Below are 24,917 nucleotides of genomic sequence, written 5' to 3'. Positions count from 1 at the left end.
TAATTATTATGAACAACATTATTGTAAAAAATGGATTACTTGGAAGTAGTATTGTTTCGGCATTGCTAATATCAATAACCATGTACATGAAATCAAATCCTGAAAAAGAAGTAAGCATGATGATTGGATTTGCTGGAATGCTTCTTGCTTTCATATTTGTTGCATTAGGAATTAAACAACAAAGAAATGCTAGTAACGGATTCATTTCATTTGGAAAAGCTTTTTTAACAGGCTTCTGGATTACTTTAATTATTTCGACAATTTATGTTTTAGTTTGGTTGGTGATTTTGTATAACTTCTTCCCAAATTTTGCAGAACATTATACTGATATGGCTATTGCAAAAGCAAGTCCGGATGAATTGACTAAAGTAACCGAAGAAATGAATTCCTTTAAAGAAATGTACAAAAATCCAATTTGGGTAATCTTATTTACATACATGGAAATTTTGCCATTGGGAATTGTTTTTTCATTAATAAGTGCTTTAATTTTAAAGAAAAAATAAATTTACCTATGAAGCAACCACAAGTTTTCATACCATTATTTTTCATCGGACTAATACTATCAGGAATCAATCCAAAGGAATATTTTACTTGGTTTTTAGAAGTTTCTCCAGCAATTATTGGATTATTGATTTTGGTTTTTACCTACAAAAAATTTCAATTCACAAATTTTACGTATTTCTTCATTCTCATTCATTGCTATATTTTATTTCTTGGCGGACATTACACCTATGCAGAAGTACCACCTTTTGAATGGATAAAAGAAACTTTTAATCAAAGTCGAAATAATTACGATAAAGTAGGTCATTTTGCACAAGGTTTTGTTCCAGCTATGATTACACGCGAATTATTTATTCGTAAAAACGTGATTTCTAATCCTAGTTTCTTTAACTTCGTTATTGTTGCGGTGTGTTTGGCAATTAGTGCAGCTTACGAATGGTTAGAATGGGGCGTTTCGCTTTGCACAGGTGATGGTGGCGATGCTTTTTTAGGAACACAAGGCTATGTTTGGGACACGCAATCTGATATGTTATATGCAACAATTGGTGCCATTTGTATGCTGATTTTCTTTAGTAAGAAACATGATAAAGCTATTCAAAAACAAATTCAATAACAAAATATAATAATGCTACAACTTAACTTCTCTCCTTTTCCAATACTAGAATCAGAACGTTTACGTTTTAGAAAATTAACCAATGATGATGCTCCAGAAATTTTAGTACTTCGAGGTAATCCTGAAACTATGAAATTTATTCCAAGACCTTTAATTACAGATACTGAAGGCGCTTTGGCACATATAAAAATAATCAACGACAAAATAGACGAAAATCTTGATATAAATTGGGCAGTAACCGAAAAAGGAAGTAATAAATGTATCGGAATTATGGGTTTTTACAGAACGCAACCCGAAAATTTCAGAACCGAATTAGGCTATATGATTACGCCTGAACATTGGGGAAAAGGCTATGTTACCGAAGCAGTGAAAACATTATTAGATTTTGCTTTCAATACATTAAATTTTCATTCTATTGTTGCAGTTATCGATTCACGACATATTGCTTCAGAACGTGTTTTACAAAAAGTTGGCTTTGTAAAAGAAGCTCATTTTAAAGAAGATTTTTACTATAATAATGAATTTACTGATACCGTAATGTATGGTTTACTAAAACGAAATTTTACAAAATAAAATATATGACCGAATTTGAAAAACAATTCCACGAAGTTCAAGAACTTCTCGAATTTAACGACTTCAATCAAACCATAAAACGAGTAATCGATTTTACTTTAGATACCGAAAACATTGATTTTTACATCAAAACCAATGAATTTTTAAATTGGTTAGACCATAATGAAAAAGAAGAAGAAGATAAAAAAACACGCTTAAAAGCTTTATTAGATGAACTTCACGCTTTTTTAAGTAAAAAAGAATGTCACAATCATCAAACTATTATCTCAGTTAAAAATCTACAAAAAGTTTACAATGCTTCTTTTGGGTTAGGTCCTATAAATTTAGACATCAAAACTGGCGAAATAATTGGTTTAGTTGGCGAAAACGGGAACGGAAAAACTACTTTACTTCGTAGTTTATGTGGCGAATTACATCCAACATCTGGAACCATAAATTATCAATTTCAGTATGATGATTTGTATGATTTGCGAACAAAATTAGTTTACATTCCTCAACGAACTGACACTTGGCGCGGTTCTATGTACGAAAATTTAGAATTTACAGCAAGTTGCTACGGCTATTCGCCAGAAGAAAATAATTTAGTAGTCGATTTAGTAATCACGCGTTTAGGATTGCGAAAATTTAGAAACCATTACTGGAATAATTTATCTTCTGGTTACAAAATGCGTTTTGAATTGGCTCGAATGTTACTTAGAAAACCTAAGATTTTATTGATTGACGAACCTTTGGCTAACTTAGATATTTTGGCACAACAAACGATTTTAGACGATTTTAGAAACATCGCAAATTCGGCTTTTAGACCAATCGCTATTGTGTTGAGTTCGCAACAATTGTATGAAGTGGAAAAAACATCAAATCAAGTGGTTTTCTTAAAACGTGGTTCACAAAAGAATTTGAATGCAGAAAATGATGTGGCAAAAAATTGCATTATCGAATTCGAAAGTTCATTGAATTTAAGCGATTTAAAACAAGCTTTTACATCTTTAGAAGTAATTTCTTTAGAACAAAATGGCGGAACATTTATTGTAACTTTTCCAGAAAAAATTGAAATGAACGATTTCTTAAAAGTGGTTATAAACCAATCGATTCCAATGACTTATATGCGAAATATTTCAAATTCAACTCGTCGCTTTTTTGTGAACTAAAAAAATAAAATTATGTTTAAAGATATACAGAAAAAATTATTACTAAAATATCCATTGCTTTGGAACACAAAATTCGTTCCTATGGTTGCTATTGGATTACTACTTCACCTCATCTTTTTTGGTTTAGGCTATTTAGACGGAACCATCGATTTTTCGAACAGAAACAACTTAGATATTGAAGTAACTTGCATCCTATTTGGTGTTTTGCTTGTTATAATTATAATTATTTTATGGTTAGTTAACTACTTTAAAAACAATTCGTTAAAATCATTTTATAGTAAATCAAAATATAGTTTATTTTACGAATGGTTGCAAATATTTGTCGTTAGTACCTTATTGATTACGTTTTATTTACCATTTTCAGTTGGAAAGCAATTACATCAAAGAAGTTATTATTCACTTGAAGAAACAACCAATCGCTGCAAAACTATTGCTACTGCTGATATGTTTATTGATGGAAGTTTTGGAGAAACAGAAATTGATAGTTTAGCATCCGGATTAATTGATAGTTTAGGAAATAAAATTGCTCTTAATTATAATCCTGAAGATGCAGATACAGCTGAATATGCTACTGAAAAAGAAAGTATGGCAGTTGAGGCAGTTGCTGCATACACCTATAAAGACCATATCATCTTTAACGGGAAAAAATACGATCAATTTTCATTAGTAAATAGAAATACGTTTGAATTTACTGTTTTTTCAACAGAACAAGATTCGTTAAACAGAATAAAAGTTCAAAATTGGCTACATCAAGACAATCAAGCTGAAGTTAAAAAGCTGATGGATAATTATTTAAAATTAATTAGAGAACACAATTTAGCCACTAATTTAACTTTGGATAAATGGTTTCAGGCTGTATACAAAGCGCCTGAATTTGATGAGTTTTTATACATTCAGCCTTATTTGAAAGAATACGAAACCGATGAATCTTATAATAATTCTTATGTTTATGCAACTAAAGTTGGCAATGAAGAACGAAAATATTCGAAATATTTTGTACAACAAGATGTACTAAAAGAAAAGTATGACACGGTTTCTGAAGCACATACAGATTCGTTTTTTAATATTGAAATGATTTTAGGGTTTTTATATGGAGCTTTTGGATTATCTATTTTGATTTTTTCTTTCCGAGTTACTTCTGGAAAAAGTTGGTTAATTGCGGTTGTTACAACTGGAGTTATTAATATTGTTTACGGTATTTTTACTGCAATTACAGGCGTAGGAAATATGTATGCTTATTTAATTTTATTTACCATTTTAGGAATTATATTTTATTTCTTTTTAATTTATTTCAACAAAAAGAATTTGCAACTTAGTAGAATTGCATTGAATTTATTTTTATGGTCATTCATAGGAATTATTCCTTTAATTTATTTCATAATTCAAGAACATTATGCTTCAAGTTATGATTATAGAATTGGTTATAATTATACTTCGCCAGAATATCAATGGATGAGAGATCACACAATTCATATGTTTTCAATAAATTTTATCTTAGCCATTCTAACACTTTTCTTCTTATCAAAAATTATTAGAAACTGGAAAGGAATTTCAGAAGATTAACATGATAATTACACTTTCAAATACTAAAATTTCGGCATCGATTAATACAATTGGTGCCGAATTATCTCGATTAGAGAAAAATAACAAAAATTACATTTGGACAGTTGATGAAGCTTTTTGGAACAAAACGTCACCGATTTTATTTCCTATTGTTGGAAGATTAAAAAATGATTCGTATTCGATTAATGGCAAAAGTTACGAACTGCCACGCCATGGCTTTGCAAGGAATTTTGATTTTAAAATAGAAAATCAAACCGAAAATTCAGCACTTTTTTCTTTAGAAAGTAATGCAGAAACGTTACAACAATTTCCGTTTGAATTTGAATTAAAAATGGAATATCGTTTAACCGAAAATGGCTTAGAAATTACCTATTTGGTAAGTAACAAGTCTAATGAAGTAATGCCTTTTTCTATTGGAGCACATCCAGCATTTGCAATTGATAATGCATTTGATAACTATAGTTTGGTTTTTAATCAATCTGAAAAAATGATTTCGCATCAATTAGAAAATGAACAATTTGATGGTTCTGTCCGAGAAATTGAAGCAAAAAATGGAAAAATCAATTTAGATTATTCGCTTTTTGAAAAAGATGCTTTAGTTTTTAGAGAATTGGAGTCAAATGAAATCACGCTTCAACATAATAATGAATTTATTTTAAAAATGATTTTTGAAGGTTTTCCATATTTGGGAATTTGGACAAAACCAAACGCTCCCTTTTTATGCATTGAACCTTGGTGTGGTTTAGCAGATAATGCGAATCATAATGGAAATATCGAAGAAAAAGAAGGTATTAACTTATTGCAACCGCAAGAGGTTTTTTCAAGAACTATTAAAATAGAGTTATAAAAAAATCCCGATTTCTCGGGATTTTTGATTTAGTCAATATAGGTTTTATTACCATTTTTATTGATGTAGTATTTTCCGCCTCTTGGTCCAGTAAATACTTTTTTACCTTTGTATTCACCAGTAACTTTATCAGCTACTTTTTTTTCTGCTGCTTTAGAAGCGGCAGTTTGTTTTAAATCTTCTTTTTCTTCAGCAGCAGATTTTTTTGCTTTAGTTTTAGTTTCAGTTGTTTTTGCATCAGCTTTAGATTTTACTGCATCTTTTTTTGCATCAACTTTTGCTTTTACGTCTTTTTCCGCTTTTTTTGCATCCGCTTTTGCTTTTGCAGCGGTAGAAGTTGCTTTTTCTTTTGTGGTTTTTACTTTTTCCTTTGCTTCTTTTTCTGTTTTTTTAGCTTTAGCCGTTGCCGCATCTTTTTCTTCTTTAGCAGCCTTTTTAGCTTTTTCAGCTTTTTCTGTTGCCGCTTTTTTAGTTGTTTTTGCTTTAGTTTCTTGAGCTACAACACCAAGTGAAAATAACAATGATAATCCAAGTAGAACAATTTTTTTCATTCGTTTTTTTGTTTTTTTATAGTTATACAATTTTGTGAATTCTATTTACAGGTATCACAACTCCCTGTTTAAGTATTACTCTACTATCGGTAACACCCCAAATAGTAGTTTCAACTGCTTTTTTAGAAGCGTCATCTTCAAAGAAAATTTTAATTTTTACATGCTCTAAATTTCCTAATGATAAAGCTCTGTCCAAATCATTTTTTCGTTGTATAATGGCATCTTTTTCGTCTAAAACTTCTTTAGAAGGAAAGCTTAAAGTACCTATTGCTTCTTTGTCTATTAATTGAAATTCGTTATTCATAGTTAAATTAGTTGGTTAGTTTCATAAAATTACTAAAAAAACAAAGACAAATTCATTTTTTTAGCACATAAAATAAACCTTATATAATTAATAAATCAAATATCAATTTACATGCCAAAAAAAAAGAGACTGTTCTTAAAAACAATCTCTTCTTGATTCATTAACTTTAAATATAAATTAGAATTTCATTCCAACTCCGATTCCAAATAACCATGGATCGATATCTACCTCAGCAGGAACAACTAAACCTGGAACTAAGTTAGTTGCATCAACCGTAACGTCTGTGCTTAAAAACAAACGTTTTGCATCAACATTAATAAAAAAAGTATCGTCTAACATTAAATCAAAACCAACTTGAGCTGCATATCCTAATGCATTATCATATTTGACATCTGCAACTGCTCCCGATTTTACATTATAAAACAATGTGTAATTTACTCCTGCTCCAATATATGGTTTGAAAATCTTTTTATCAGAAGTATAAAAATGATATTGTGCAGTTAATGTTGGAGGTAATAACCAAGCACTTCCTAAATCAATATCACCAGCAATTGTATTAATTGCTTTTACATCGTGTTTTGCAGTTCCTAAAATTAATTCAGCAGCAAAATGTTCAGTAAAAAAGTAAGTAAAGTCTAGCTCTGGAATAAATGCATCCGAAATTTGAACATCTCCACCAATAATTCCAATTTTAGCACTTTGATTTGGTGTAACAACTCCTACTCCTCTTAAACGAACTTGCCATCTTTTAAATTCATTCGATTTTTCTTCCTTATCTTGTGCATTAACAAAATTTACTGCCATTAAAGAAAACGCCATGATTACAAAAACTATTTTTCTCATTTTTTAATTAGTTTAAAATTATGAATCAAAGATATTTAGATGTAAAAACCTAAAAACTGATATAAATCATAGATTAAAAAATATTTATCTGTAATTATGATTTTAAAATGCTACAATTTTGATTTACATTTGTGGTCCTTATGCAAAAGACAGTTAACATACTTAATAAACGCGCTAAATTCGATTACGAAATTTTAGACAAATACACCGCTGGAATCGTTTTAACCGGAACCGAAATCAAATCGATTCGTTTGGGAAAAGCTGCTATTACTGAAAGTTTTTGTGAATTTAATGATGGTGAATTATTTGTAATTAACTCACACATCGAAGAATATTTATACGGAACGCACTACAATCATAAAACGAAAAGTGAGCGTAAACTACTTTTAAACAAGAAAGAATTAAAGAAATTATTCAAAGATTCTGATAACAAAGGGTTGACGATTGTGCCACTTCGTTTGTTTACCAATGAAAAAGGATTGGCTAAATTAGATATTGCTTTATGTCGTGGTAAAAAGAATTACGATAAACGTGAATCGTTGAAAGAACAAGATACCAAACGCGATATAGCCCGAATTAAGAAAAGTTTCTAATCATACTTTTATGAAAGAAATTTTAAAACAAGCCCGAATAGAAAAAGGTCTTTCCACTAGAAAGTTAGCGGAACTAACAAAAATTGATCAAGCTTTAATTAGTAAGTTTGAAAACGGATTTCGCATTCCAACAAAAAAACAAATTCAAACGCTAGCTCAAATTTTAGAAATCGACATAAAACCATTATTAGTTGCTTGGTACAAAGTGAAACTAGACCATAATTTCGATTTAAATCCATTTGCCATTCAAGCCATTACTGAAATTCTTCAAGAAAAAGGCATTGAAGTTGGGAATTCATCTAAAGAAAAAGAAATTACTTCCATCTTAGACGAATTGGAAGTTTTGAAACAAAAATTAACGAATCTTCGCTAATTAGTTTTTGTTTTCTAAAAGCGGTACAAATCGGAAATCACCAAATTCATGCTTCTCGAATTGCGTTTCGTTTTTACGAATCAACAACGTCATTATTTGCTCTTTTTCTCCTACTGGAATAACTAACCTTCCTCCTACTTTTAATTGTGCCATCAAAGGTTGTGGAATAAATGGCGCTCCAGCTGTTACAATGATACTATCAAAAGGTGCGTAATCGGGTAAGCCTTTATAACCATCTCCAAAAGATAAAAATTTAGGTCGAATGTGCAACTTAGGTAATAAATTTGAAGTTACTTTAAACAATTTATTTTGTCTTTCTACCGAATATACTTTGGCTCCCATCAAACATAAAACAGCCGTTTGGTAACCACTTCCGGTTCCAATTTCTAAAATTTTATGATCTTTTTCTACTTCTAATAATTGAGTTTGAAAAGCCACAGTATAGGGTTGCGAAATGGTTTGACCTGCTTCAATAGGAAATGCCTTGTCTTGATAGGCAAAATTTTCAAAACTAGAATCTAAAAACAAATGGCGCGGAATTTTACCAATAGCAGCTAACACGTTTTTATCGGTAATTCCTTTGTCTTCCAACTGTTTTACGAGCTGATTTCTAAGTCCTTGATGCTTATTAGTATCTTTCAATTTGGGTACGGATTTATTTTGTAAAAATAGAAAACAAATTGTCAATTATCAATTAAGATTTATCAATTAATTTCTATTTTTGTTGAAAATACTTTTTTATGCTTAAAGTTGGAGTTTTAGGTGCTGGTCACCTTGGAAAAATACATTTGAGATTATTAAATCAATCTGAAAAATATGAATTAGTAGGCTTTTACGATGCTTTTGAAGAAAATGCCAACAAAGTAGCAGCCGAATTTGGTTATAAAAAATTCGATTCTATTGCCGAATTAATCGCGGCGGTAGATGTAGTAGATATTGTAACGCCAACCATGCAACATTTTGATTGTGCAAAACAAGTTATCGAAGCTGGAAAGCATATTTTCATCGAGAAACCAATTTCAAATACCGTAGCAGAAGCAGAAGAAATTATCGCTTTAGCTAAAAAACACAATGTAAAAGGGCAAGTTGGGCATGTAGAACGTTTCAATCCTGCGTTTACTGCTGTGAAAGATAAAATCAACAATCCTATGTTTATTGAAACGCATCGTTTGGCAGAATTCAATCCTCGTGGAACTGATGTTCCTGTGGTTTTAGATTTGATGATTCACGATATCGATGCTATTTTGAGTGTTGTAAAATCGAAAGTAAAATCAGTAAATGCTAGCGGAGTTGCTGTAATTTCAGATTCACCAGATATTTCAAATGCTCGTATTGAATTTGAAAACGGTTGTGTAGCGAATATTACTTCAAGCCGTATTTCCATGAAAAACATGCGTAAATCGCGTTTCTTCCAAAAAGATGCTTATATCTCTGTTGACTATTTAGATAAAGTATGTGAAATCGTTCGTATGCAAGATGCGCCAGAAGTTCCAGGTGATTTTGATATGATTTTACAAAATGCAGAAGGCGTAAAAAAACAAATCTATTTTGACAATCCACATGTAGATGCCAACAATGCCATTTTAGATGAATTAGAAACATTTGCTGATGCTATCAATAATAATACCACACCCATCGTAACGTTAGAAGACGGAACCGAAGCATTACGTGTGGCGTATCAGATTATTGATTGTATGAACGCTAGAAAATAAAACCAAACAAACCTAAAATAACAAAATGAACACAATAGCTGTAATTGGAGCTGGAACTATGGGTAACGGAATTGCTCATACTTTCGCGCAAAGCGGATTTACCGTAAAATTAATCGATATTTCAGACAAATCATTAGAAAAAGGAATGGCAACTATTGCTGCAAACCTTGATCGTATGGTTGCAAAAGGAACTATTACGGAAGATGATAAAATCAAAACCATCGGAAATATTATTACTTACACTGACATCAAAGATGGTGTTGTAGGTTGTGATTTAGTTGTGGAAGCGGCTACAGAAAACGTAACTTTAAAAATGAACATCTTCAAACAATTGAGCGATGTTTGTGACCATAACGTAATTTTAGCTTCTAACACTTCATCTATTTCAATTACGCAAATTGCTGCACAAGTAGTACATCCTGAAAGAGTTATCGGAATGCATTTTATGAATCCAGTGCCAATTATGAAATTGGTTGAGATTATCCGTGGTTATTCTACTTCTGATGAAGTGACTAAAATCATCATGGATTTATCGGTAAAATTAGGAAAAACTCCAACAGAAGTAAACGATTATCCAGGTTTCGTAGCCAATAGAATCTTAATGCCAATGATTAACGAATCGATTGAAACGTTATACAACGGAGTTGCAGGTGTACAAGAAATTGACACCGTGATGAAATTAGGAATGGCTCACCCAATGGGACCATTACAATTAGCTGACTTCATTGGATTAGATGTTTGTTTATCTATCCTAAACGTAATGTACGACGGATTCAAAAATCCAAAATACGCACCATGTCCGTTATTAGTAAACATGGTAATGGCTGGAAAATTAGGCGTTAAATCAGGAGAAGGTTTCTACGATTACTCAGAAAGTAAAAAAGCAGAGAAAGTTTCGAAACAATTTTCTAAATAAAGTGAAAAGTGATTAGTAATTAGTGAATAGCTAGTTACTAATCACTAATTACTAATCACTCAAAAATGGCCAAAATAAAACCTTTTAAAGCAGTTCGTCCGGTAGCCGATAAAGTTGCCTTAGTTACTTGCAGAACGTACGACGATTATAGTTCGGCTGAGCTTGCCGCTTGGTTGGATTTTAATCCGTATTCGTTTTTGCATGTGATTCATCCTGCTTATGCAAATGCGCAAAAAGTGTCATTGGAAAAGCGTTTTAAAGCCGTTGCAAACAAATATCAAGATTTTAAACACGACCAAATTCTAATTGAAGAAGAACATCCTGTTTTTTATCTGTACGAAATCCAGTCAAAAGGACAAATTTTTACCGGAATTATTGCCGGAACTTCGGTGAAAGATTACCAAGATAACGTCATCAAAAAACACGAAGACACCTTGCAATATCGAGTGGAATTGTTCAAAGATTATTTACATCAAACGAATTTTAACACCGAACCCGTTTTAATCACCTATCCTGATAGTGTGGAAATCAATACGTTTATTGCGTTGCGAAAAAAGAGTAAGCCTGTTTACGAATATTCGACTACCAATAAAGAAAAACACACGCTTTGGAAAATTGATACCCAATCAGAAATCGATTGGCTAGAAGAACATTTCGAAAAAATTCCGAATTTATATATTGCCGATGGACATCATCGTTCGGCTTCAGCGGAATTGTTATACGAGCAAGACAAGCATTTAGGCAACGAAAATCTGAATTATTTTATGAGTTTTTTAATTGCTGAAAGTAATGTCAAAATTTATGAATTCAACCGATTGATTCGCGATTTGAATGGCTTAAAAAAAGAAGAATTCATCAAAAAATTATCCGAAAACTTTATCATCAAAGCAAAAGACCAAGAAATTTGGAAACCCCAAAACAAGTTTGAATTTGGAATGTATTTAGATGGTAGTTTTTATGCTTTATTTTACAAACACGAAAACCACATTGCAACCACTGTTTTAGATGATTTAGATGCCCAAATTTTATATGATAAAGTATTATTTCCAATATTAGGAATCGAAGATTTAAGAAACGACGAACGCATTGATTATATTCCAGGAAAACAATCCATTTCGGTAATAAAAGATTTAATTGACGAAGGCGAATTTGAAGTAGGTTTCATGCTCTACCCTTCCGACATCAACGAAATCAAAGCCTTAGCTGATAATAATTTGATTATGCCCCCAAAATCAACGTACATTGAGCCGAAGTTTAGAAGTGGTTTAGTGGTGTATGAGTTGTAGGTTTGGTTTCATGTTTCAAGTTTAAAACACAATTTTGTCATTTCGACAAAGGAGAAATCACATAAAATGAGAAAAATAATATTCTTTTTATTGTTTGTTAACTTTTGTTATTCGCAAAATGTAAAATTATCTATTTCAAAGATTGATAGCATAACATCAAAAATGAACTCTATTCAGATTCAAGCTGAAGGGAGTGCAAAAAGGAAAAATGGATTTGTTGATTTTATTTTTGTAACAACCTATTTTAATCCTAAAGATTCAATATCAAAAAAAATCATTAAAGGTGAATTCTTTGAAGAAGAAAAGCAAGTAAATGATTATACAATTGGTTACAAGTATTCATATTACTATTATAATGACAAGCCTTTCTATTTAAAATTGATTATTTATAAAGTATTACCAAATACAAGTGAAAGAGAAACAATATTTATTGAATTAAATAAAAAAGAGCTACAAAGTAGCAGAGAAATAGACAATAAATTCAAACTGAAATTAAGAAAAAGAATTAAGACAATTAATAAAGCGCTTTTAAATTATCATTATCCAAATGAAAATTAAACAAAACCTCAATAACATAAAATCCCAACTTCCAGCTCACGTTACATTGGTAGCGGTTTCTAAAACCAAACCTGTAGCAGATTTAATGGAAGCCTACAATGCTGGTCAACGCATTTTTGGAGAGAACAAAATCCAAGAAATGACCGACAAATGGGAAGTCATGCCAAAAGACATCGAATGGCACATGATTGGTCACGTGCAAACCAATAAAGTCAAATTCATGGCACCTTATGTGAGTTTGATTCACGGTGTGGATAGTTTAAAATTATTGCAAGAAATCAACAAACAAGCGGCTAAAAATAATCGTGTAATTGATTGTTTGTTGCAAGTTTATATAGCGGAAGAAGAAAGCAAATTTGGATTAGACAAACAAGAATTGGATGAGATTCTGAAACTAGTTCAGAATGACAAAGAAAACTATAAAAACATCAGAATCGTAGGTTTAATGGGAATGGCAACATTCACTGAAAATAAAAACCAAATCGAAAAAGAATTCAAACATTTGAAAACGATTTTTGACAAATTCACAATTCACAATTCACAATTCACAATTCTCTCCATGGGCATGTCGGGCGATTATCAACTAGCAATTTCATGCGGAAGTACGATGGTTCGAATAGGAAGTAGTATCTTTGGATCCAGATAAGAAAAAACTATTCACTAATTACCAATCACTATTCACTAACTTGTACTGTATACTCGACATAGAAACCACTGGAGGACAATTCAACGAAGAAGGAATTACCGAAATCGCCATTTATAAATTTGATGGTCATGAGGTGGTGGACCAATTCATTAGTTTGGTAAATCCTGAAAAGCCAATTCAACCTTTTGTGGTGAAATTGACTGGGATTAATAATGCCATGCTTCGAAGTGCCCCAAAATTCTACGAAGTAGCCAAAAGAATTATCGAAATTACGGAAGGTTGCGTTATCGTAGCACACAACGCGTCATTCGATTATCGTATTTTAAAAACCGAATTCAGACGTTTGGGTTATGATTTCAAAAAGCAAACACTTTGTACCGTTGAATTAGCTAAAAAGTTAATTCCGGAACAAGAATCGTATAGTTTAGGAAAATTAGTTCGTGCTTTAGGAATTCCTATGGCAGATCGTCACAGAGCTAGTGGTGATGCAATGGCAACTGTAAAGTTGTTCAAAATGTTGATGGCAAAAGACGTTGAAAAAGAAATCGTAAAAAGTTTCATTAAGACGGAAATCAAATCGGGAATTTCACCAAAACTATTGGATATTGTAGAAAGCTTGCCTTCAAAAACAGGTATTTACTACATTCACAACGAAAAAGGCGATTTGATTTATATTGGGAAAAGTAAAAACATCAAAAAACGTGTTAACCAACATTTCACTGGAACATCTAGCAAGAGTAAAAAAATACAACGCGATGTATATGCTGTAACTTTTGAAGAAACGGGTAGCGAATTGATTTCACTTTTAAAAGAAAGCGAAGAAATCAAAATTAATAAACCTATTTACAACCGAGCACAACGCAAAAGCATCTTTCAATATGCATTGTACATGCATAAAAATGAAGAAGGCTATTTGGCTTTAAGCGTAGAAAAAGCAGATGGTCGTAAAAAAGAAATCACCTCTTTTACTACTTTACAAGAAGGAAGAAACGCCTTATTCAAAATTACAGAAAAACACAATTTGTGTCAGAAAATAAATGGTTTGTATGTAACTAAAAACGATTGTTTTCAACATAAAATTAAGGAATGTAATGGTGCTTGTATTGGCGAAGAAACTCCAGAAAGCTACAACGAAAGAGTAAAGGAGTTTATTGAAGAAACTTCTTTTGAAAATAACAATATGGTCATTATCGACCGTGGTAGAACTTTTGATGAACGAAGTGCTGTTTTAATTGAAAATGGAATTTATAAAGGCTATTGTTTTTACGAATTGAATTATCAAGTAAGTAACATTGAAATTCTTAAAAACATCATTATTCCAATGCAAAACAATCGTGATGTAAAAACGATAATTCAAAGCTATTTACGTAAAAACAAAGTGTATAAAGTAATTCATTTTTAATTGCTTAATTTTGTTGTTATGAGTGAAATTAAGTCAAAATACGAAGTTTTTAAACAGAAAGCCCACATTATCATCTACGGCACAAATACCGTTGCTGGACGACTTTTTGATTTAATTTTATTAGGCTTAATTTTACTAAGTGTTGTATTAGTAATGCTAGAAACCGTAAAAGGATTTGATGCAAAATATCACGCTTATTTAGTGTTTTTTGAATGGGTTATCACCGTATTTTTTACTTTAGAATACATTTTACGAATTATCACCATTAAAAAACCAATCAACTACATTTTAAGTTTTTACGGAATCATCGATTTGATTGCTATTTTACCTATGTATTTATCCTTTTTCATTACTGGAACTAGTGTATTTGCAGTTATTAGAGCATTGAGATTGTTACGTTTATTCAAAATTTTAAACCATCCACAATTCAATAATCAATCTACCCATTTAAAAGAATCCTTAATAGCCAGTCGAGGAAAAATATTGATTTTCATGTACTTTATGTTAATTAGCACCATTATTATTGGTTCTATAATGTATGTTGTTGAAGGTGAAGCAAGCGGATTTACAAGTATTCCGATGGGAATTTATTGGGCAATTGTAACGTTAACAACCGTTGGCTATGGCGATATTTCACCCGTTACGCCACTTGGTCAATTTTTAGCATCGTTTGTAATGATAATGGGTTACGGAATTATCGCAGTTCCTACCGGAATTGTCTCAGCAGAATTTGCTAAAAACAAACCAACAGTAAAAGAAAGTGAAACCAAAGTTTGCAAAAATTGTGGGAGTCACGAACATTATGTAAACGCGAAGTTTTGTCAAGATTGTGGACACGAATTATAAAATGAATTACCTAATTACTATCATCGGGCCAACCGCCATAGGAAAAACGGCGCTAAGTATTGCTTTGGCACAACATTTTGGTTGCGATATTATTTCGTGCGATAGTCGTCAATTTTTTAAGGAAATGAAAATTGGTACGGCTGTTCCAAATGATGAAGAATTAGCTTCAGCAACACATCATTTTATCCAAAATAAATCGATTTTTGAATCGTATTCTGTTGGTGATTTTGAGCAAGAAGCTTTGGCTAAATTGGACGAATTGTTTCAGAAAAACAACATTCAAATTATGGTTGGTGGTTCAGGGTTATATTTGGATGCAGTTTTAAAAGGATTTGATGATTTTCCAGATATTGATAATTCGATTAGAGATGAAATAAATGCAAAATTCGATGATTTAGGAATTGAATATTTGCAAGAGCAATTACAAAAATTAGATTCAGAATATTACAACAAACTTTCTGTTGAAAATCCGCAAACCTTACAAAACCCACAACGTATGAAACGTTTTGTTGAAGTTTGTATTGGAAGTGGAAAACCGTATTCGAGTTTTATTGGAAAGCGCAAAAATGTGAGAAACTTCACTCCTATTATCATCGGTCTAGTAGCGGACAGAGAAGTAATGTACAACAGAATCAACCAACGCGTTGACATCATGCTAAATGAAGGACTTTTAGCCGAAGCACAAGCTTTGTATCCAAACAAACATTTAAATGCGTTACAAACCGTTGGTTACAGAGAATTATTCGATTATTTTGATGGAAAAACAACATTAGATTTCGCAACAGAACAAATCAAAATGAATACAAGACGATTTGCTAAACGCCAAATTACTTGGTTTAAACGAACAGAAAATGTGAGTTGGTTTGATTATTTAACCGATAGAAAAGAGATTATTACAACAATAGAATCACAGATTCAAAAACTATAAAAATGCCTATTTCACCCAACTTTACTTCCATCTTAGAACAAGAATACGAAATCAATTTTCTGCAATGCTATCCAAATGGTTTATTGAAATATACCGATTTGTGTAATATTTTTCAAATTACTGCCGGAATTCATGCCGATTTAGGTGGAATTAGTTTTAGCGATATGCAAGAACATCACCAGGCTTGGGTAATGAGCAAAATGCGTTTAGAAATTATCAGCTTGCCAAAATGGAAAGAGAAAGTAACCGTAAAAACTTGGATAAAATCGTTAGAAAATTCGCGTTCAACTCGTTGCTTAGAATTGTATCGTGGCGATGAAAAATTAGCAGGTTGTGAAACCTATTGGGTAGCTATGAATACGCAAACACGAAGACCAGAAAATTTGGCTTTGCAACACGAACATTTTACAAAATTTCCTGAACATGATGCAACCGAAAAAGAAGTTCAAAAAATTAATTTGAATATTGATTTTAAAGCTATTAATAATTACAAAGTGCAATTATCTGATATTGATATTGTGAACCACGCCAACAATGTAAAATATTTGGAATGGTGCTTAAATGTAATAGATTCAAAATTAATTTTAAGACAAAAAATCAAAGGTTTTGAAATGAATTTTTTGAAAGAATTAAATTTGAATGATGAAGTCGTAATTTCTAATTGCGAAACAACATATACCATTGCTAAAGAAGATAAAATTTGTTTTGCTTTAGATTTGATTCTATGAAAAAAAACGCTATCAAAATTTTTATTTTTGATAGCGTTTTTTTTCGTTTATATTTGATTCCGAAACAAGTTCAGAATGAAATATATTTATAATTATTGTTTGATTAGCAATCTAAAACCTTCTCCGTGAACGTTTAAGATTTCTACGTTTTCGTCTAATTTTAAGAATTTTCTCAATTTAGCAATGTACACATCCATACTTCTTGATGTGAAGTAGTTATCGTCTCTCCAAATTTTTGTCAAGGCTAATTCTCTTGGCATTAAATCGTTTTCAAAAAGAGCTAACATTTTTAATAATTCACACTCTTTTGGTGACAACTTAATTGGTTCTTGCCCTGGAAAAGTTAAGAAACGTAATTTTGAATTCAAATGAAATTTACCAATTGTAAACTCAAACTGATTGGTGTCTGGTTTTACCTCTGAAGCTTTACGTTGAATAATTGCTTTGATTTTTACTAACAACACTTCAGAATCAAAGGGTTTGTTTAAATAATCGTCTGCTCCTACTTTATAGCCTTTTAAAACGTCTTCTTTTAATGTTTTTGCTGTTAAAAAGATGATTGGCACTTCTTGATTTTTCTCACGAATTTCTCTTGCCAATGTGTAACCATCTTTATAGGGCATCATTACATCTAAAATGCATAAATCGTATGTGTCTTTTTTAAATTTTTCAAATCCTTCCATTCCGTTTTTTGCTAACGTAACATCGAAATCATTGATCATTAAATAATCTTTTAAAACGGCTCCAAAATTTGGATCATCTTCTACTAATAATATTTTTTTTCCTTCCATAGTAATTGTGTGTATATTTTAATTTATTAATGGCATTTTTATAATAAAGGTACTACCCTTTCCTTTTTCGCTTTCTACATAAATTTGTCCGTTATGATCTTCTACAATTTGTTTTACGTAGGCTAAACCAAGCCCGTGACCTTTTACATTGTGTAAATCTCCTGTGTGTTCTCTATAAAATTTTTCAAACACTCTTTTTTGAGCAACTTTGCTCATTCCTGCACCTTGATCTTGAATTTTTATCAAGATAAAATCTTTAATATTTTCGGTAAAAACATCAATAATTGGTGCGTTTGGCGAATATTTTATAGCATTATCTAATACGTTAACTAATACATTGGTAAAATGTACTTCGTTTAACAAAATGGTATTTCGTTGTGCATTAAAATGCTTATTAACAATTCCTTCTCTATCTTCGACAATTAAGCTAACATGATCAATTGCATCTTCAATAATTTCAGAAACATCTCTTGGTTCTTTAGAGATGTCCAATTCGTTTTTTTCTAATTTAGAAATCCTAAGAACATTTTCAACCTGAGCGTGCATTCGTTTGTTTTCTTCTTTAATCATTTGAAGATAACGTTGTACTTTTTCCTTATCATCAATAATTTTAGGGTTTTTTATAGCATCTAAAGCTAAATTTATAGTTGCAATAGGTGTTTTAAACTCATGAGTCATATTGTTGATAAAATCGGTCTTAATTTCAGAAATTTGCTTTTGCTTTATCAACTGATTCAATGCACTTGAATAAGTTAAAACAATAACCAACGTGAACAATAACGATAAACTTGTAATTCCAATTAATGACGAAAAAACAAATTTACTTTTATGAGGAAATCCTACTAATAACTGGTATTGAGACAATCCTTCGTTATCTTGAAAAACTGGAATTCCATAAGTTGTTTTTTTATCGTATTTGAATTTATCTGAACGGATTTTTGTTGCTAAACCGTTGCTATAAATACCGAATTCAAAAGGTGTTTTAACACCATATTTGTTTAATTCAGTCTTTAACAATTTTTCAAGTTCTTCGTTAGAAATTCTTTGTTGCAAAGGCTTTTGAGAAACAATATCTTTAAAAGCAACTTCAAAATTAGCTTTATCTAAACTGGATAAACTTCCCGATTTTTTAATGGTAACATTCGGTTGAGCATTCATTTGAAAACTTCCATCGTTGATTGAATTTCCATTGTATATTTCTGTTTTTCGTTTAGAAACAACTTTATCAAAATTGACTGAGTTTGTATTTTTATCAAAGAACGAACCTGTAATTCCGTAATTTTCGGCAACAAGTGTGTTAGAATAAATTATTGTTTCATTAGTTTTTTTATCGCGTTCATAGAAGTATATTTCTTTTAAATCTTCTTCTTTTGGAACGGTACCAATACTGTCTTTAATTTTATTGTATTGTTTGTAAAAGGAAACCAATTCTTTGTCTTTTATTGCATTTGACACATTACCAAGCACCTGCTGTACATGATATTTGAATTCTTCTTCATTTTTATTCAAAGAAGTTGTAATCCAATATAATTGAACTACAATAATTCCTATTAATGACAAGCTCATTAAAAAGACTAATAATCTAAACCTTGATTTATTCATCGACACAAATTTAACATTTTAACATATCTTGTTAAAATACATTAACCAAAGATTAACATAAAAACCTTTTTTTATGCTTTTGATAAAATTTTAAGAATTTGGTCTACTTCTTTAAACGTATTTTGTAGCTCAATATTATATACTACAAAATCGCTTTTTTGGATTTTTTCTTCTTCAGGCAATTGATTTTGAATACGTTTCAAAATGCTTTCTCTATCCACATTGTCACGTTTCATGGCTCTTTCGATGCGAATTTCTTGTGGAGCTGTAATTAAAATCACCTTATCGCATGATAAATTTCCTTTGGTTTCAAACAAAATAGCAACTTCTTTAATAACAAAAGGAGCATTTTTGTGTTTTTTGAGCCAATTTGCAAAGTGTTTTTTAACTTCAGGATGAACAATTGCATTTAATTCTGATAGTTTTTCGGGAGAATTGAAAACTATTGTTGCTATTTTTTTTCGGTCTAATTTTCCTTTTTCGGAAAGAATGTTTTCAGAAAAAATAGCTTGAATTTTTGTTGAAATTCGTTTAGAATCCATTAGTTTTTTGGCTTCCTCATCAGCAATATAAACAGGAATACCTTTTGAAGCAATATAAGTTGCTACAGTCGATTTTCCGCTGCCAATTCCACCTGTTAAACCAATAATTCTTGTCATTATTTATTTTTTAAAAAATAATTCTGGAAAAGCTTTTTGTGGTTCTAGTTTTAAAACAAATATTTTATAAAACGATAGTAAAAATCCTTTTCCATAACCATAAAACTGAATAATTGCAGCATACACTGAATAAGCTGCGATTTTAAAGCTTTTATTCATCAGTAAAGATGAGCCAAATAAAAGCCCAAAATACAATACATACAACCCTAAGAAATAAGGAAATTTTACAAAGGTCAACAAAAAAGAAACTACGAATCCTAATAAAAATAAACTTGGAAACCAAAATGTGATTTTTGTATGTTGTGGATACCAAGAATTTAGAATTGGTCGTGCCTTTCCGAATTTATTGACTTGAATTTGGAATTTTTCCCAACTAATTCTTCTTTTATGATACACGAAAGCTTCTTTAATTAATTTGGTTCGAAAGCCTAAATTCCACAATCTGATGGATAAATCTGGATCTTCACCCGGATGAATATTTCCAAAACCATTGGAAGTTTCAAATGCTTTTTTAGACAATCCCATATTAAAACTTCGTGGTTGAAATTTATCAACTTTTTCACTTCCTCCTCTAATTCCTCCAGTTGTTAAAAAAGATGTCATAGTAAAATTTATGGCTTTTTGCACATCCGAAAAAGAGTCTAATGCAGCATCTGGTCCACCAAAACAATCTACAAAATCACTTTGCAAACTTTTGGTTACGTGTTGCAAATATTGCTCGGGAATAATACAATCTGAATCTAAAATGATGAAATAATCTCCTTTTGCAACTCGCATTCCATAATTTCGAGAATCGCCTGGCCCAGAATTTCCTTTAAAATAATATGATATTGCAAGTTTTGAATTGTATTTTTCAATGATGTGTTCACATGAAATTGTTGAGCCGTCTTCAACTACAACTACTTCAAAAGTGGTGTCAGTATTTAATTTTGATAAACTTTCTAACAGTTCATCAATTTCATCAGGTCTATTATATACAGGAATAATAAAAGAAAAATACATATTCTAATTTTTACAAATATAACAAAAAACAAAAGTCCCGCCAAAGCGGGACTTTTTAATATATTAGATTTTATCTCTAATTATTGCTTAACAACTTTAATTGTTTTGATAGTATCACCTACTGTTACATTAACAATGTAAGCACCAGAACTTAATTGAGACATATCAACTTGTGTTGAAGTTGAACCAACGTTTTTAGTAATAACTTCTTGACCCAATAAATTCAATACTCTAACTGAAGAAATTTCAGAAGAATAAGATACATTGAAGATATCTTTTACTGGGTTTGGATATGCTACGAAACTATTGTTATCAAAAGAATCTGAAGATAATACTTCAGTAACTTCTAATCCAAAAGAACCTTGTGTTACTCCAAAACCATAATCATCAACTTGAATGTAATAAGTTTCACTTGGCGTTAGACCTGCTAAGTTTAAGAATGAATTATAATTAATTGTTGTTCCACCATCTTGATCACAACCTAAATCAGCCCCAAGTGTAGATAAATCTGAACAAGTAACTCCTGAAGCAGCATAAACAGCAATTTCAGTATCTATTAAAGTAGCGCCAGCGATATCTGTTGTAATATTTACTTCACCAGAAGCAGGTGCAACAAAACTAAACCATACAGAACCATTAATATTGTCACTGAAACATCCAGGAACTGGCTCATTAGCCTGAGCTGTAGCTCCCACATTTCCATATGCAGTTCCTGTAGAAGTTGCATTAACTGTTATTGGAATTGCATTACATAAATCATCATTTACCGCTGGACAAGTGTATGTAAATGAACCTAAAGGTAAGTTACAAGTTGAATCTGAACCATGCAATAATGTTAGAGTTACTGAAGATGCATCAGCAAATGGACCAACATTAACAACTCCAATTGCAGTAACAGGCCATGTAGTTGTTCCATCAGAAATTGAAGGAGTACCACTACCTAAAGCTGTAACATTTACATCAACTGAGAACTGAGCAGTACCACAAGCAGGAACTACAGTAGCAGTTGCCGAAGCAGGTGTACAAGTAGCAGCAATAATATTTACCGTGTAATCAATTGTTACACCCCAATCTCCACTGTAACATGCATTTGGTGGAACTTGACCTCCATCAGCTGTTCCAATTCTCATTCTATGTAAACCAAGAGGAGCAGAACCAGGCATAACAAAAGAAGCATCTAATGTTGTTGGGTTTGCATTTGTTGATGCAATACCAGTTTGAACTAATTCTCCAGCATCATTAAAATCGAAATCATCATTAAAATCTATCCAAATATTTACATCATAAGTAAAACCTGTTTCAAAAGTAATTTGAACATTGTTACTAATACCTTGAGACATATCAACTGGAACAGCAGTATTATCAGTATATGGAACTGCAGCATTTGGAATATTAGTTGCAACAATTAAAACATTTGATATACCATTACCATCAAAATTAGTAGCTGACGGAGATGAAGTACAATAGCATCCGTTTGCATTAGTTGTAAATGACATTTCTGTACATCCAGTTGCAGGACCTACCCCGTTATATGGTAAAATAGTATAATAATACGTTGTTCCTATTGTACCCGTGAAATTGTATGATAATACGTTTCCTAAATCAACATTATTAGCAACATCTGTTCCTCCTGTAGTAGTTCCTACAGTAATAAAATATCCATCTGCACCAGAAGCTGCATCCCAAGTAATACTATTAGCGAAATTTCCACAAGTTGCATTAGGAGTAGCTACAACATTAGTAGCACAAGATGGTGCTGTTGCAGGAGTTAATCTTACTTCAAAATTATCAACATAGAAATTCAAATCAGCACCACCATCGGCAGTACCTTCAACAACTCTGTATGCAAAACGAACATCCATTCCTGCATAAGCATCTAAATCAATAATATTTGTTGTTCCTGTTGTAGCTGGAACATTTGTACTATTGTAAGTATCTAAAACTATCCAATTATCTGTACCTGTTGTAGAAATAAGAACTTGAACAAAATCATCAGCTTCCCATGGTGTTGTTGGAGCAGCAGTAGTATTCCACTGAGTTGCTGCAGCATCAAATTTTAATTCATATCCAGTTGCAGGTATACTAACTACTGGAGAAATAATCCAGTCATTAGCAGATGCTAACCAAATTTCGTATGCAATAGAACCTGTTGTTCCAACATTTCCAAATCCATCTGCAAACCAACCAGCAGCACCAAAAGTAGCTGGACCAGATACTAAATCACCATTATCTGCTTCTTGCCAACAAGAAGGTAAGAAAGTATCAAAAGTTTCTAAACTTGGAACAGCTAAATATCCACAAGTTGTAAAAGAAATCTCTGTACAAGGTCCAGTAGCAGATCCAAAAGCATTATAAGGTACAATTGTAACAAAATAAGTTGTGTCAGGATCTGTTGGGAATGAATATGAAGTTACATTTCCAACATCTTGCAAGTTTAATACATCTGTTGTTCCAGTTGCATAACCTACGTTAATATAATAACCAGTTGCATCTGCATTACTAGCCCAAGTTACACTAGAGTTCATAACATTAATAGCTCCATCTGTAGGAGAAGTAATAGCCACACATGATGGTGCAACAGCAGGAATTGCTTCCCAAACAACATTATCAATATATACATATGTATAAGTAGATGTAGATAATCTTCTTAATGCAATATATTGATCTGTACCAGAATAACCAGCAAAACTTACTGAATATTCTTGGAAAGTTGTGCTTAAATCAACAGTTTGTAAAACTGTAAATGTAGAAGCATCTGCAGGATTACTCATCGTTCCTACTTGAATATCTTCTGATGCTGTTGAATTTCTAGCAAAAAATTTCAATCTGTTTGTACCTGCATCAATATTATTGATGTAAGGAGTAACTAACATAATATTTGAAGTAGCAGGAGAATCAGAGTTATATAAAGCAATACTATAAGGCGCACTGTTATTAGTTGTTGATGTCCCAACTGTAGCAAAAGTACTTACACCATTGCTTAAAACTCTACTCCAACATGCTGGGATTAAATTTGTAGCTCCTAAAGCATCAAAATTTTCTGAAAAATCACCAATATCTCCACAAGTTGTAAAACTTGATTCTGTACAACCTGTAGCGTCTCCATTTGCATTGTAAGGAATAACTGTTACATAATAAGTTGTATCTAAATCTAAAGCTCCTAAATTGTAAGAAAGCACATTTCCAACATTAAAACCATTTAAAACATCTGTTCCACCAGCAGTAGTACCAACATTTAATTTATAACCTGTTGGAATTCCTGATGCTCCATTCCATGTAATAGTAGTATTAGAAACATTCAAAGCACCATTAGTAGGTGAAGATAATACTGTGCATAAAGGAGGTGTTGATGTAGGTTGTGTAGCAGAAATATTATCTATGTAAACATAGTAATCTCCACTTGTACCAAAAACACAGTTCCATCTAACTCTAACATTAGATGCTGCAGGAACGCTTGCTCCTGGAACAATATAACTTACGTTAACACAAGTATTTCCTGGAACATGATTAGCATTGTTTATTACACCAGCTGTAACAGTCCATGTTGTTCCTCCGTCAAGAGAAATTTGAGTTGTAACAGTTCCGTTATAAGGGTTTGTTGCAACAGTTGCAGCCGACCAGTTTACGATCTTGTAATCAAAAGAGATTGTTAAATCTTGCCCATTAGACACTTGAGCCTCAGAAGTAAGAATTCTAGCATCTGCATTATAAACATTGCCTCTCCATGAAGCTGAAGCACAAGCCTGAGTAGTTGACAATCCACCAGAACCTACATTCCAACCCGCAGGAGTTGTTGTATTAGGAAAACTTTGGACAATACCTACTTGTGCATTTATTTGCCAACACGTAAAGAGAGCAAATAACCATAAAGTAATTTTTTTCATAAATATTAATTAATTAATTGTTAAGCAACTGCTAATTTAATAATAATT

Annotated in this window: 26 protein-coding genes; 17 read left to right on the top strand and 9 right to left on the bottom strand. The window is 31.6% G+C overall.

Going from position 1 to position 24,917, the window contains the following annotated elements; all coding sequences use genetic code 11:
• Positions 1–8 precede the first annotated feature (8 nt).
• The 6 genes from M9Q43_RS03680 to M9Q43_RS03655 are packed head-to-tail and all read left to right on the top strand — an operon-like array spanning position 9 to position 5,245.
• On the top strand, positions 9–503 hold the full coding sequence (locus M9Q43_RS03680) for a DUF4199 domain-containing protein (protein WP_262317627.1): 495 nt from the start codon (positions 9–11) through the stop codon (positions 501–503).
• Between the two features lie 8 nt (positions 504–511).
• The gene (locus tag M9Q43_RS03675; protein ID WP_262317626.1) at positions 512–1,114 is read left to right on the top strand and encodes a DUF2238 domain-containing protein; all 603 of its coding nucleotides are present in this window, start codon (positions 512–514) and stop codon (positions 1,112–1,114) included.
• Between the two features lie 12 nt (positions 1,115–1,126).
• A complete protein-coding gene (locus M9Q43_RS03670; protein WP_262317625.1) occupies positions 1,127–1,687 on the top strand; it encodes a GNAT family N-acetyltransferase in 561 nt (186 codons plus the stop codon).
• A gap of 5 nt (positions 1,688–1,692) precedes the next feature.
• The gene (locus tag M9Q43_RS03665; RefSeq protein WP_262317624.1) at positions 1,693–2,835 is read left to right on the top strand and encodes an ABC transporter ATP-binding protein; all 1,143 of its coding nucleotides are present in this window, start codon (positions 1,693–1,695) and stop codon (positions 2,833–2,835) included.
• Between the two features lie 12 nt (positions 2,836–2,847).
• The gene (locus tag M9Q43_RS03660; RefSeq protein ID WP_262317623.1) at positions 2,848–4,398 is read left to right on the top strand and encodes a chloride channel protein; all 1,551 of its coding nucleotides are present in this window, start codon (positions 2,848–2,850) and stop codon (positions 4,396–4,398) included.
• Between the two features lies 1 nt (position 4,399).
• Positions 4,400–5,245 (top strand): aldose 1-epimerase family protein, encoded by an 846-nt coding sequence (locus M9Q43_RS03655; protein ID WP_262317622.1) that lies wholly within the window; start codon positions 4,400–4,402, stop codon positions 5,243–5,245.
• A 29-nt stretch (positions 5,246–5,274) separates the two neighbouring features.
• Here M9Q43_RS03655 and M9Q43_RS03650 read toward each other — a convergent pair whose 3' ends face one another.
• The 3 genes from M9Q43_RS03650 to M9Q43_RS03640 all read right to left on the bottom strand — a co-directional run bounded on the left by M9Q43_RS03650 (position 5,275) and on the right by M9Q43_RS03640 (position 6,943).
• The gene (locus tag M9Q43_RS03650; protein ID WP_262317621.1) at positions 5,275–5,796 is read right to left on the bottom strand and encodes a hypothetical protein; all 522 of its coding nucleotides are present in this window, start codon (positions 5,794–5,796) and stop codon (positions 5,275–5,277) included.
• A gap of 22 nt (positions 5,797–5,818) precedes the next feature.
• A complete protein-coding gene (locus M9Q43_RS03645) occupies positions 5,819–6,100 on the bottom strand; it encodes a hypothetical protein (RefSeq protein WP_262317620.1) in 282 nt (93 codons plus the stop codon).
• 177 nt (positions 6,101–6,277) lie between these two features.
• Entirely contained in the window at positions 6,278–6,943 is a 666-nt protein-coding gene (locus tag M9Q43_RS03640) for an OmpW/AlkL family protein (RefSeq protein WP_262317619.1), read from the bottom strand.
• 140 nt (positions 6,944–7,083) lie between these two features.
• On the opposite strand from M9Q43_RS03640, the gene smpB reads away from it, so the two are divergent.
• Positions 7,084–7,536, top strand: coding sequence for an SsrA-binding protein SmpB (gene smpB / locus M9Q43_RS03635; RefSeq protein WP_133607514.1), 453 nt, complete (start codon positions 7,084–7,086; stop codon positions 7,534–7,536).
• A 10-nt stretch (positions 7,537–7,546) separates the two neighbouring features.
• On the top strand, positions 7,547–7,909 hold the full coding sequence (locus M9Q43_RS03630; protein WP_262317618.1) for a helix-turn-helix domain-containing protein: 363 nt from the start codon (positions 7,547–7,549) through the stop codon (positions 7,907–7,909).
• Here the strand turns inward: M9Q43_RS03630 and M9Q43_RS03625 are convergent, their stop codons facing one another.
• The gene (locus tag M9Q43_RS03625; RefSeq protein ID WP_262317617.1) at positions 7,910–8,551 is read right to left on the bottom strand and encodes a protein-L-isoaspartate(D-aspartate) O-methyltransferase; all 642 of its coding nucleotides are present in this window, start codon (positions 8,549–8,551) and stop codon (positions 7,910–7,912) included.
• A 98-nt stretch (positions 8,552–8,649) separates the two neighbouring features.
• Between M9Q43_RS03625 and M9Q43_RS03620 the strand changes: the two genes are divergently transcribed.
• The 9 genes from M9Q43_RS03620 to M9Q43_RS03580 all read left to right on the top strand — a co-directional run bounded on the left by M9Q43_RS03620 (position 8,650) and on the right by M9Q43_RS03580 (position 16,931).
• On the top strand, positions 8,650–9,621 hold the full coding sequence (locus tag M9Q43_RS03620; protein WP_262317616.1) for a Gfo/Idh/MocA family protein: 972 nt from the start codon (positions 8,650–8,652) through the stop codon (positions 9,619–9,621).
• A gap of 25 nt (positions 9,622–9,646) precedes the next feature.
• Positions 9,647–10,537, top strand: coding sequence for a 3-hydroxyacyl-CoA dehydrogenase family protein (locus M9Q43_RS03615; RefSeq protein ID WP_262317615.1), 891 nt, complete (start codon positions 9,647–9,649; stop codon positions 10,535–10,537).
• Between the two features lie 65 nt (positions 10,538–10,602).
• Positions 10,603–11,823: a DUF1015 domain-containing protein gene (locus M9Q43_RS03610; protein ID WP_262317614.1), complete on the top strand. Its 1,221-nt coding sequence runs from the start codon at positions 10,603–10,605 to the stop codon at positions 11,821–11,823.
• 66 nt (positions 11,824–11,889) lie between these two features.
• Complete coding sequence (locus tag M9Q43_RS03605) at positions 11,890–12,381, top strand: hypothetical protein (protein WP_262317613.1); 492 nt, start codon at positions 11,890–11,892, stop codon at positions 12,379–12,381.
• Positions 12,371–13,027 (top strand): YggS family pyridoxal phosphate-dependent enzyme, encoded by a 657-nt coding sequence (locus M9Q43_RS03600; RefSeq protein WP_262317612.1) that lies wholly within the window; start codon positions 12,371–12,373, stop codon positions 13,025–13,027. Before M9Q43_RS03605 ends, M9Q43_RS03600 begins: the two co-directional genes overlap by 11 nt.
• Positions 13,028–13,067: 40 nt before the next feature.
• On the top strand, positions 13,068–14,429 hold the full coding sequence (locus tag M9Q43_RS03595) for an exonuclease domain-containing protein (protein WP_262317611.1): 1,362 nt from the start codon (positions 13,068–13,070) through the stop codon (positions 14,427–14,429).
• Between the two features lie 18 nt (positions 14,430–14,447).
• Positions 14,448–15,275 carry an ion transporter gene (locus tag M9Q43_RS03590; protein ID WP_262317610.1) on the top strand — a complete coding sequence of 276 codons (828 nt, stop codon included), beginning with the start codon at positions 14,448–14,450 and terminating at the stop codon, positions 15,273–15,275.
• Between the two features lies 1 nt (position 15,276).
• Positions 15,277–16,203 (top strand): tRNA (adenosine(37)-N6)-dimethylallyltransferase MiaA, encoded by a 927-nt coding sequence (miaA, locus tag M9Q43_RS03585; protein WP_262317609.1) that lies wholly within the window; start codon positions 15,277–15,279, stop codon positions 16,201–16,203.
• A 2-nt stretch (positions 16,204–16,205) separates the two neighbouring features.
• Positions 16,206–16,931: an acyl-[acyl-carrier-protein] thioesterase gene (locus M9Q43_RS03580; RefSeq protein WP_262317608.1), complete on the top strand. Its 726-nt coding sequence runs from the start codon at positions 16,206–16,208 to the stop codon at positions 16,929–16,931.
• Between the two features lie 92 nt (positions 16,932–17,023).
• On the opposite strand, the gene M9Q43_RS03575 is transcribed toward M9Q43_RS03580, so the two are convergent.
• The 5 genes from M9Q43_RS03575 to M9Q43_RS03555 form a co-directional block, all read right to left on the bottom strand.
• A complete protein-coding gene (locus tag M9Q43_RS03575; RefSeq protein WP_262317607.1) occupies positions 17,024–17,722 on the bottom strand; it encodes a response regulator transcription factor in 699 nt (232 codons plus the stop codon).
• Between the two features lie 18 nt (positions 17,723–17,740).
• Positions 17,741–19,324 (bottom strand): sensor histidine kinase, encoded by a 1,584-nt coding sequence (locus M9Q43_RS03570; protein WP_262317606.1) that lies wholly within the window; start codon positions 19,322–19,324, stop codon positions 17,741–17,743.
• 71 nt (positions 19,325–19,395) lie between these two features.
• Positions 19,396–19,983, bottom strand: a complete 588-nt coding sequence (gene coaE / locus M9Q43_RS03565) for a dephospho-CoA kinase (RefSeq protein WP_262317605.1) — start codon at positions 19,981–19,983, stop codon at positions 19,396–19,398.
• Between the two features lie 3 nt (positions 19,984–19,986).
• A complete protein-coding gene (locus M9Q43_RS03560; protein WP_262317604.1) occupies positions 19,987–20,985 on the bottom strand; it encodes a glycosyltransferase in 999 nt (332 codons plus the stop codon).
• A gap of 80 nt (positions 20,986–21,065) precedes the next feature.
• Positions 21,066–24,869 carry a T9SS type A sorting domain-containing protein gene (locus tag M9Q43_RS03555; protein ID WP_262317603.1) on the bottom strand — a complete coding sequence of 1,268 codons (3,804 nt, stop codon included), beginning with the start codon at positions 24,867–24,869 and terminating at the stop codon, positions 21,066–21,068.
• Between the last annotated feature and the right edge of the window lie 48 nt (positions 24,870–24,917).

The organism is Flavobacterium odoriferum (assembly GCF_025499515.1).
GTDB lineage: Bacteria > Bacteroidota > Bacteroidia > Flavobacteriales > Flavobacteriaceae > Flavobacterium > Flavobacterium odoriferum.
This window is presented reverse-complemented; position numbering and strand designations above follow the sequence as displayed.

Bases quoted from the DNA above. Each gene is read 5' to 3' on its own strand.
- M9Q43_RS03680 (WP_262317627.1), top strand. From the start codon at position 9: ATGAACAACATTATTGTAAAAAATGGATTACTTGGAAGTAGTATTGTT.
- M9Q43_RS03675 (WP_262317626.1), top strand. From the start codon at position 512: ATGAAGCAACCACAAGTTTTCATACCATTATTTTTCATCGGACTAATA.
- M9Q43_RS03670 (WP_262317625.1), top strand. From the start codon at position 1,127: ATGCTACAACTTAACTTCTCTCCTTTTCCAATACTAGAATCAGAACGT.
- M9Q43_RS03665 (WP_262317624.1), top strand. From the start codon at position 1,693: ATGACCGAATTTGAAAAACAATTCCACGAAGTTCAAGAACTTCTCGAA.
- M9Q43_RS03660 (WP_262317623.1), top strand. From the start codon at position 2,848: ATGTTTAAAGATATACAGAAAAAATTATTACTAAAATATCCATTGCTT.
- M9Q43_RS03655 (WP_262317622.1), top strand. From the start codon at position 4,400: ATGATAATTACACTTTCAAATACTAAAATTTCGGCATCGATTAATACA.
- M9Q43_RS03650 (WP_262317621.1), bottom strand. From the start codon at position 5,796: ATGAAAAAAATTGTTCTACTTGGATTATCATTGTTATTTTCACTTGGT.
- M9Q43_RS03645 (WP_262317620.1), bottom strand. From the start codon at position 6,100: ATGAATAACGAATTTCAATTAATAGACAAAGAAGCAATAGGTACTTTA.
- M9Q43_RS03640 (WP_262317619.1), bottom strand. From the start codon at position 6,943: ATGAGAAAAATAGTTTTTGTAATCATGGCGTTTTCTTTAATGGCAGTA.
- smpB (WP_133607514.1), top strand. From the start codon at position 7,084: ATGCAAAAGACAGTTAACATACTTAATAAACGCGCTAAATTCGATTAC.
- M9Q43_RS03630 (WP_262317618.1), top strand. From the start codon at position 7,547: ATGAAAGAAATTTTAAAACAAGCCCGAATAGAAAAAGGTCTTTCCACT.
- M9Q43_RS03620 (WP_262317616.1), top strand. From the start codon at position 8,650: ATGCTTAAAGTTGGAGTTTTAGGTGCTGGTCACCTTGGAAAAATACAT.
- M9Q43_RS03615 (WP_262317615.1), top strand. From the start codon at position 9,647: ATGAACACAATAGCTGTAATTGGAGCTGGAACTATGGGTAACGGAATT.
- M9Q43_RS03610 (WP_262317614.1), top strand. From the start codon at position 10,603: ATGGCCAAAATAAAACCTTTTAAAGCAGTTCGTCCGGTAGCCGATAAA.
- M9Q43_RS03605 (WP_262317613.1), top strand. From the start codon at position 11,890: ATGAGAAAAATAATATTCTTTTTATTGTTTGTTAACTTTTGTTATTCG.
- M9Q43_RS03600 (WP_262317612.1), top strand. From the start codon at position 12,371: ATGAAAATTAAACAAAACCTCAATAACATAAAATCCCAACTTCCAGCT.
- M9Q43_RS03590 (WP_262317610.1), top strand. From the start codon at position 14,448: ATGAGTGAAATTAAGTCAAAATACGAAGTTTTTAAACAGAAAGCCCAC.
- miaA (WP_262317609.1), top strand. From the start codon at position 15,277: ATGAATTACCTAATTACTATCATCGGGCCAACCGCCATAGGAAAAACG.
- M9Q43_RS03580 (WP_262317608.1), top strand. From the start codon at position 16,206: ATGCCTATTTCACCCAACTTTACTTCCATCTTAGAACAAGAATACGAA.
- M9Q43_RS03575 (WP_262317607.1), bottom strand. From the start codon at position 17,722: ATGGAAGGAAAAAAAATATTATTAGTAGAAGATGATCCAAATTTTGGA.
- M9Q43_RS03570 (WP_262317606.1), bottom strand. From the start codon at position 19,324: ATGAATAAATCAAGGTTTAGATTATTAGTCTTTTTAATGAGCTTGTCA.
- coaE (WP_262317605.1), bottom strand. From the start codon at position 19,983: ATGACAAGAATTATTGGTTTAACAGGTGGAATTGGCAGCGGAAAATCG.
- M9Q43_RS03560 (WP_262317604.1), bottom strand. From the start codon at position 20,985: ATGTATTTTTCTTTTATTATTCCTGTATATAATAGACCTGATGAAATT.
- M9Q43_RS03555 (WP_262317603.1), bottom strand. From the start codon at position 24,869: ATGAAAAAAATTACTTTATGGTTATTTGCTCTCTTTACGTGTTGGCAA.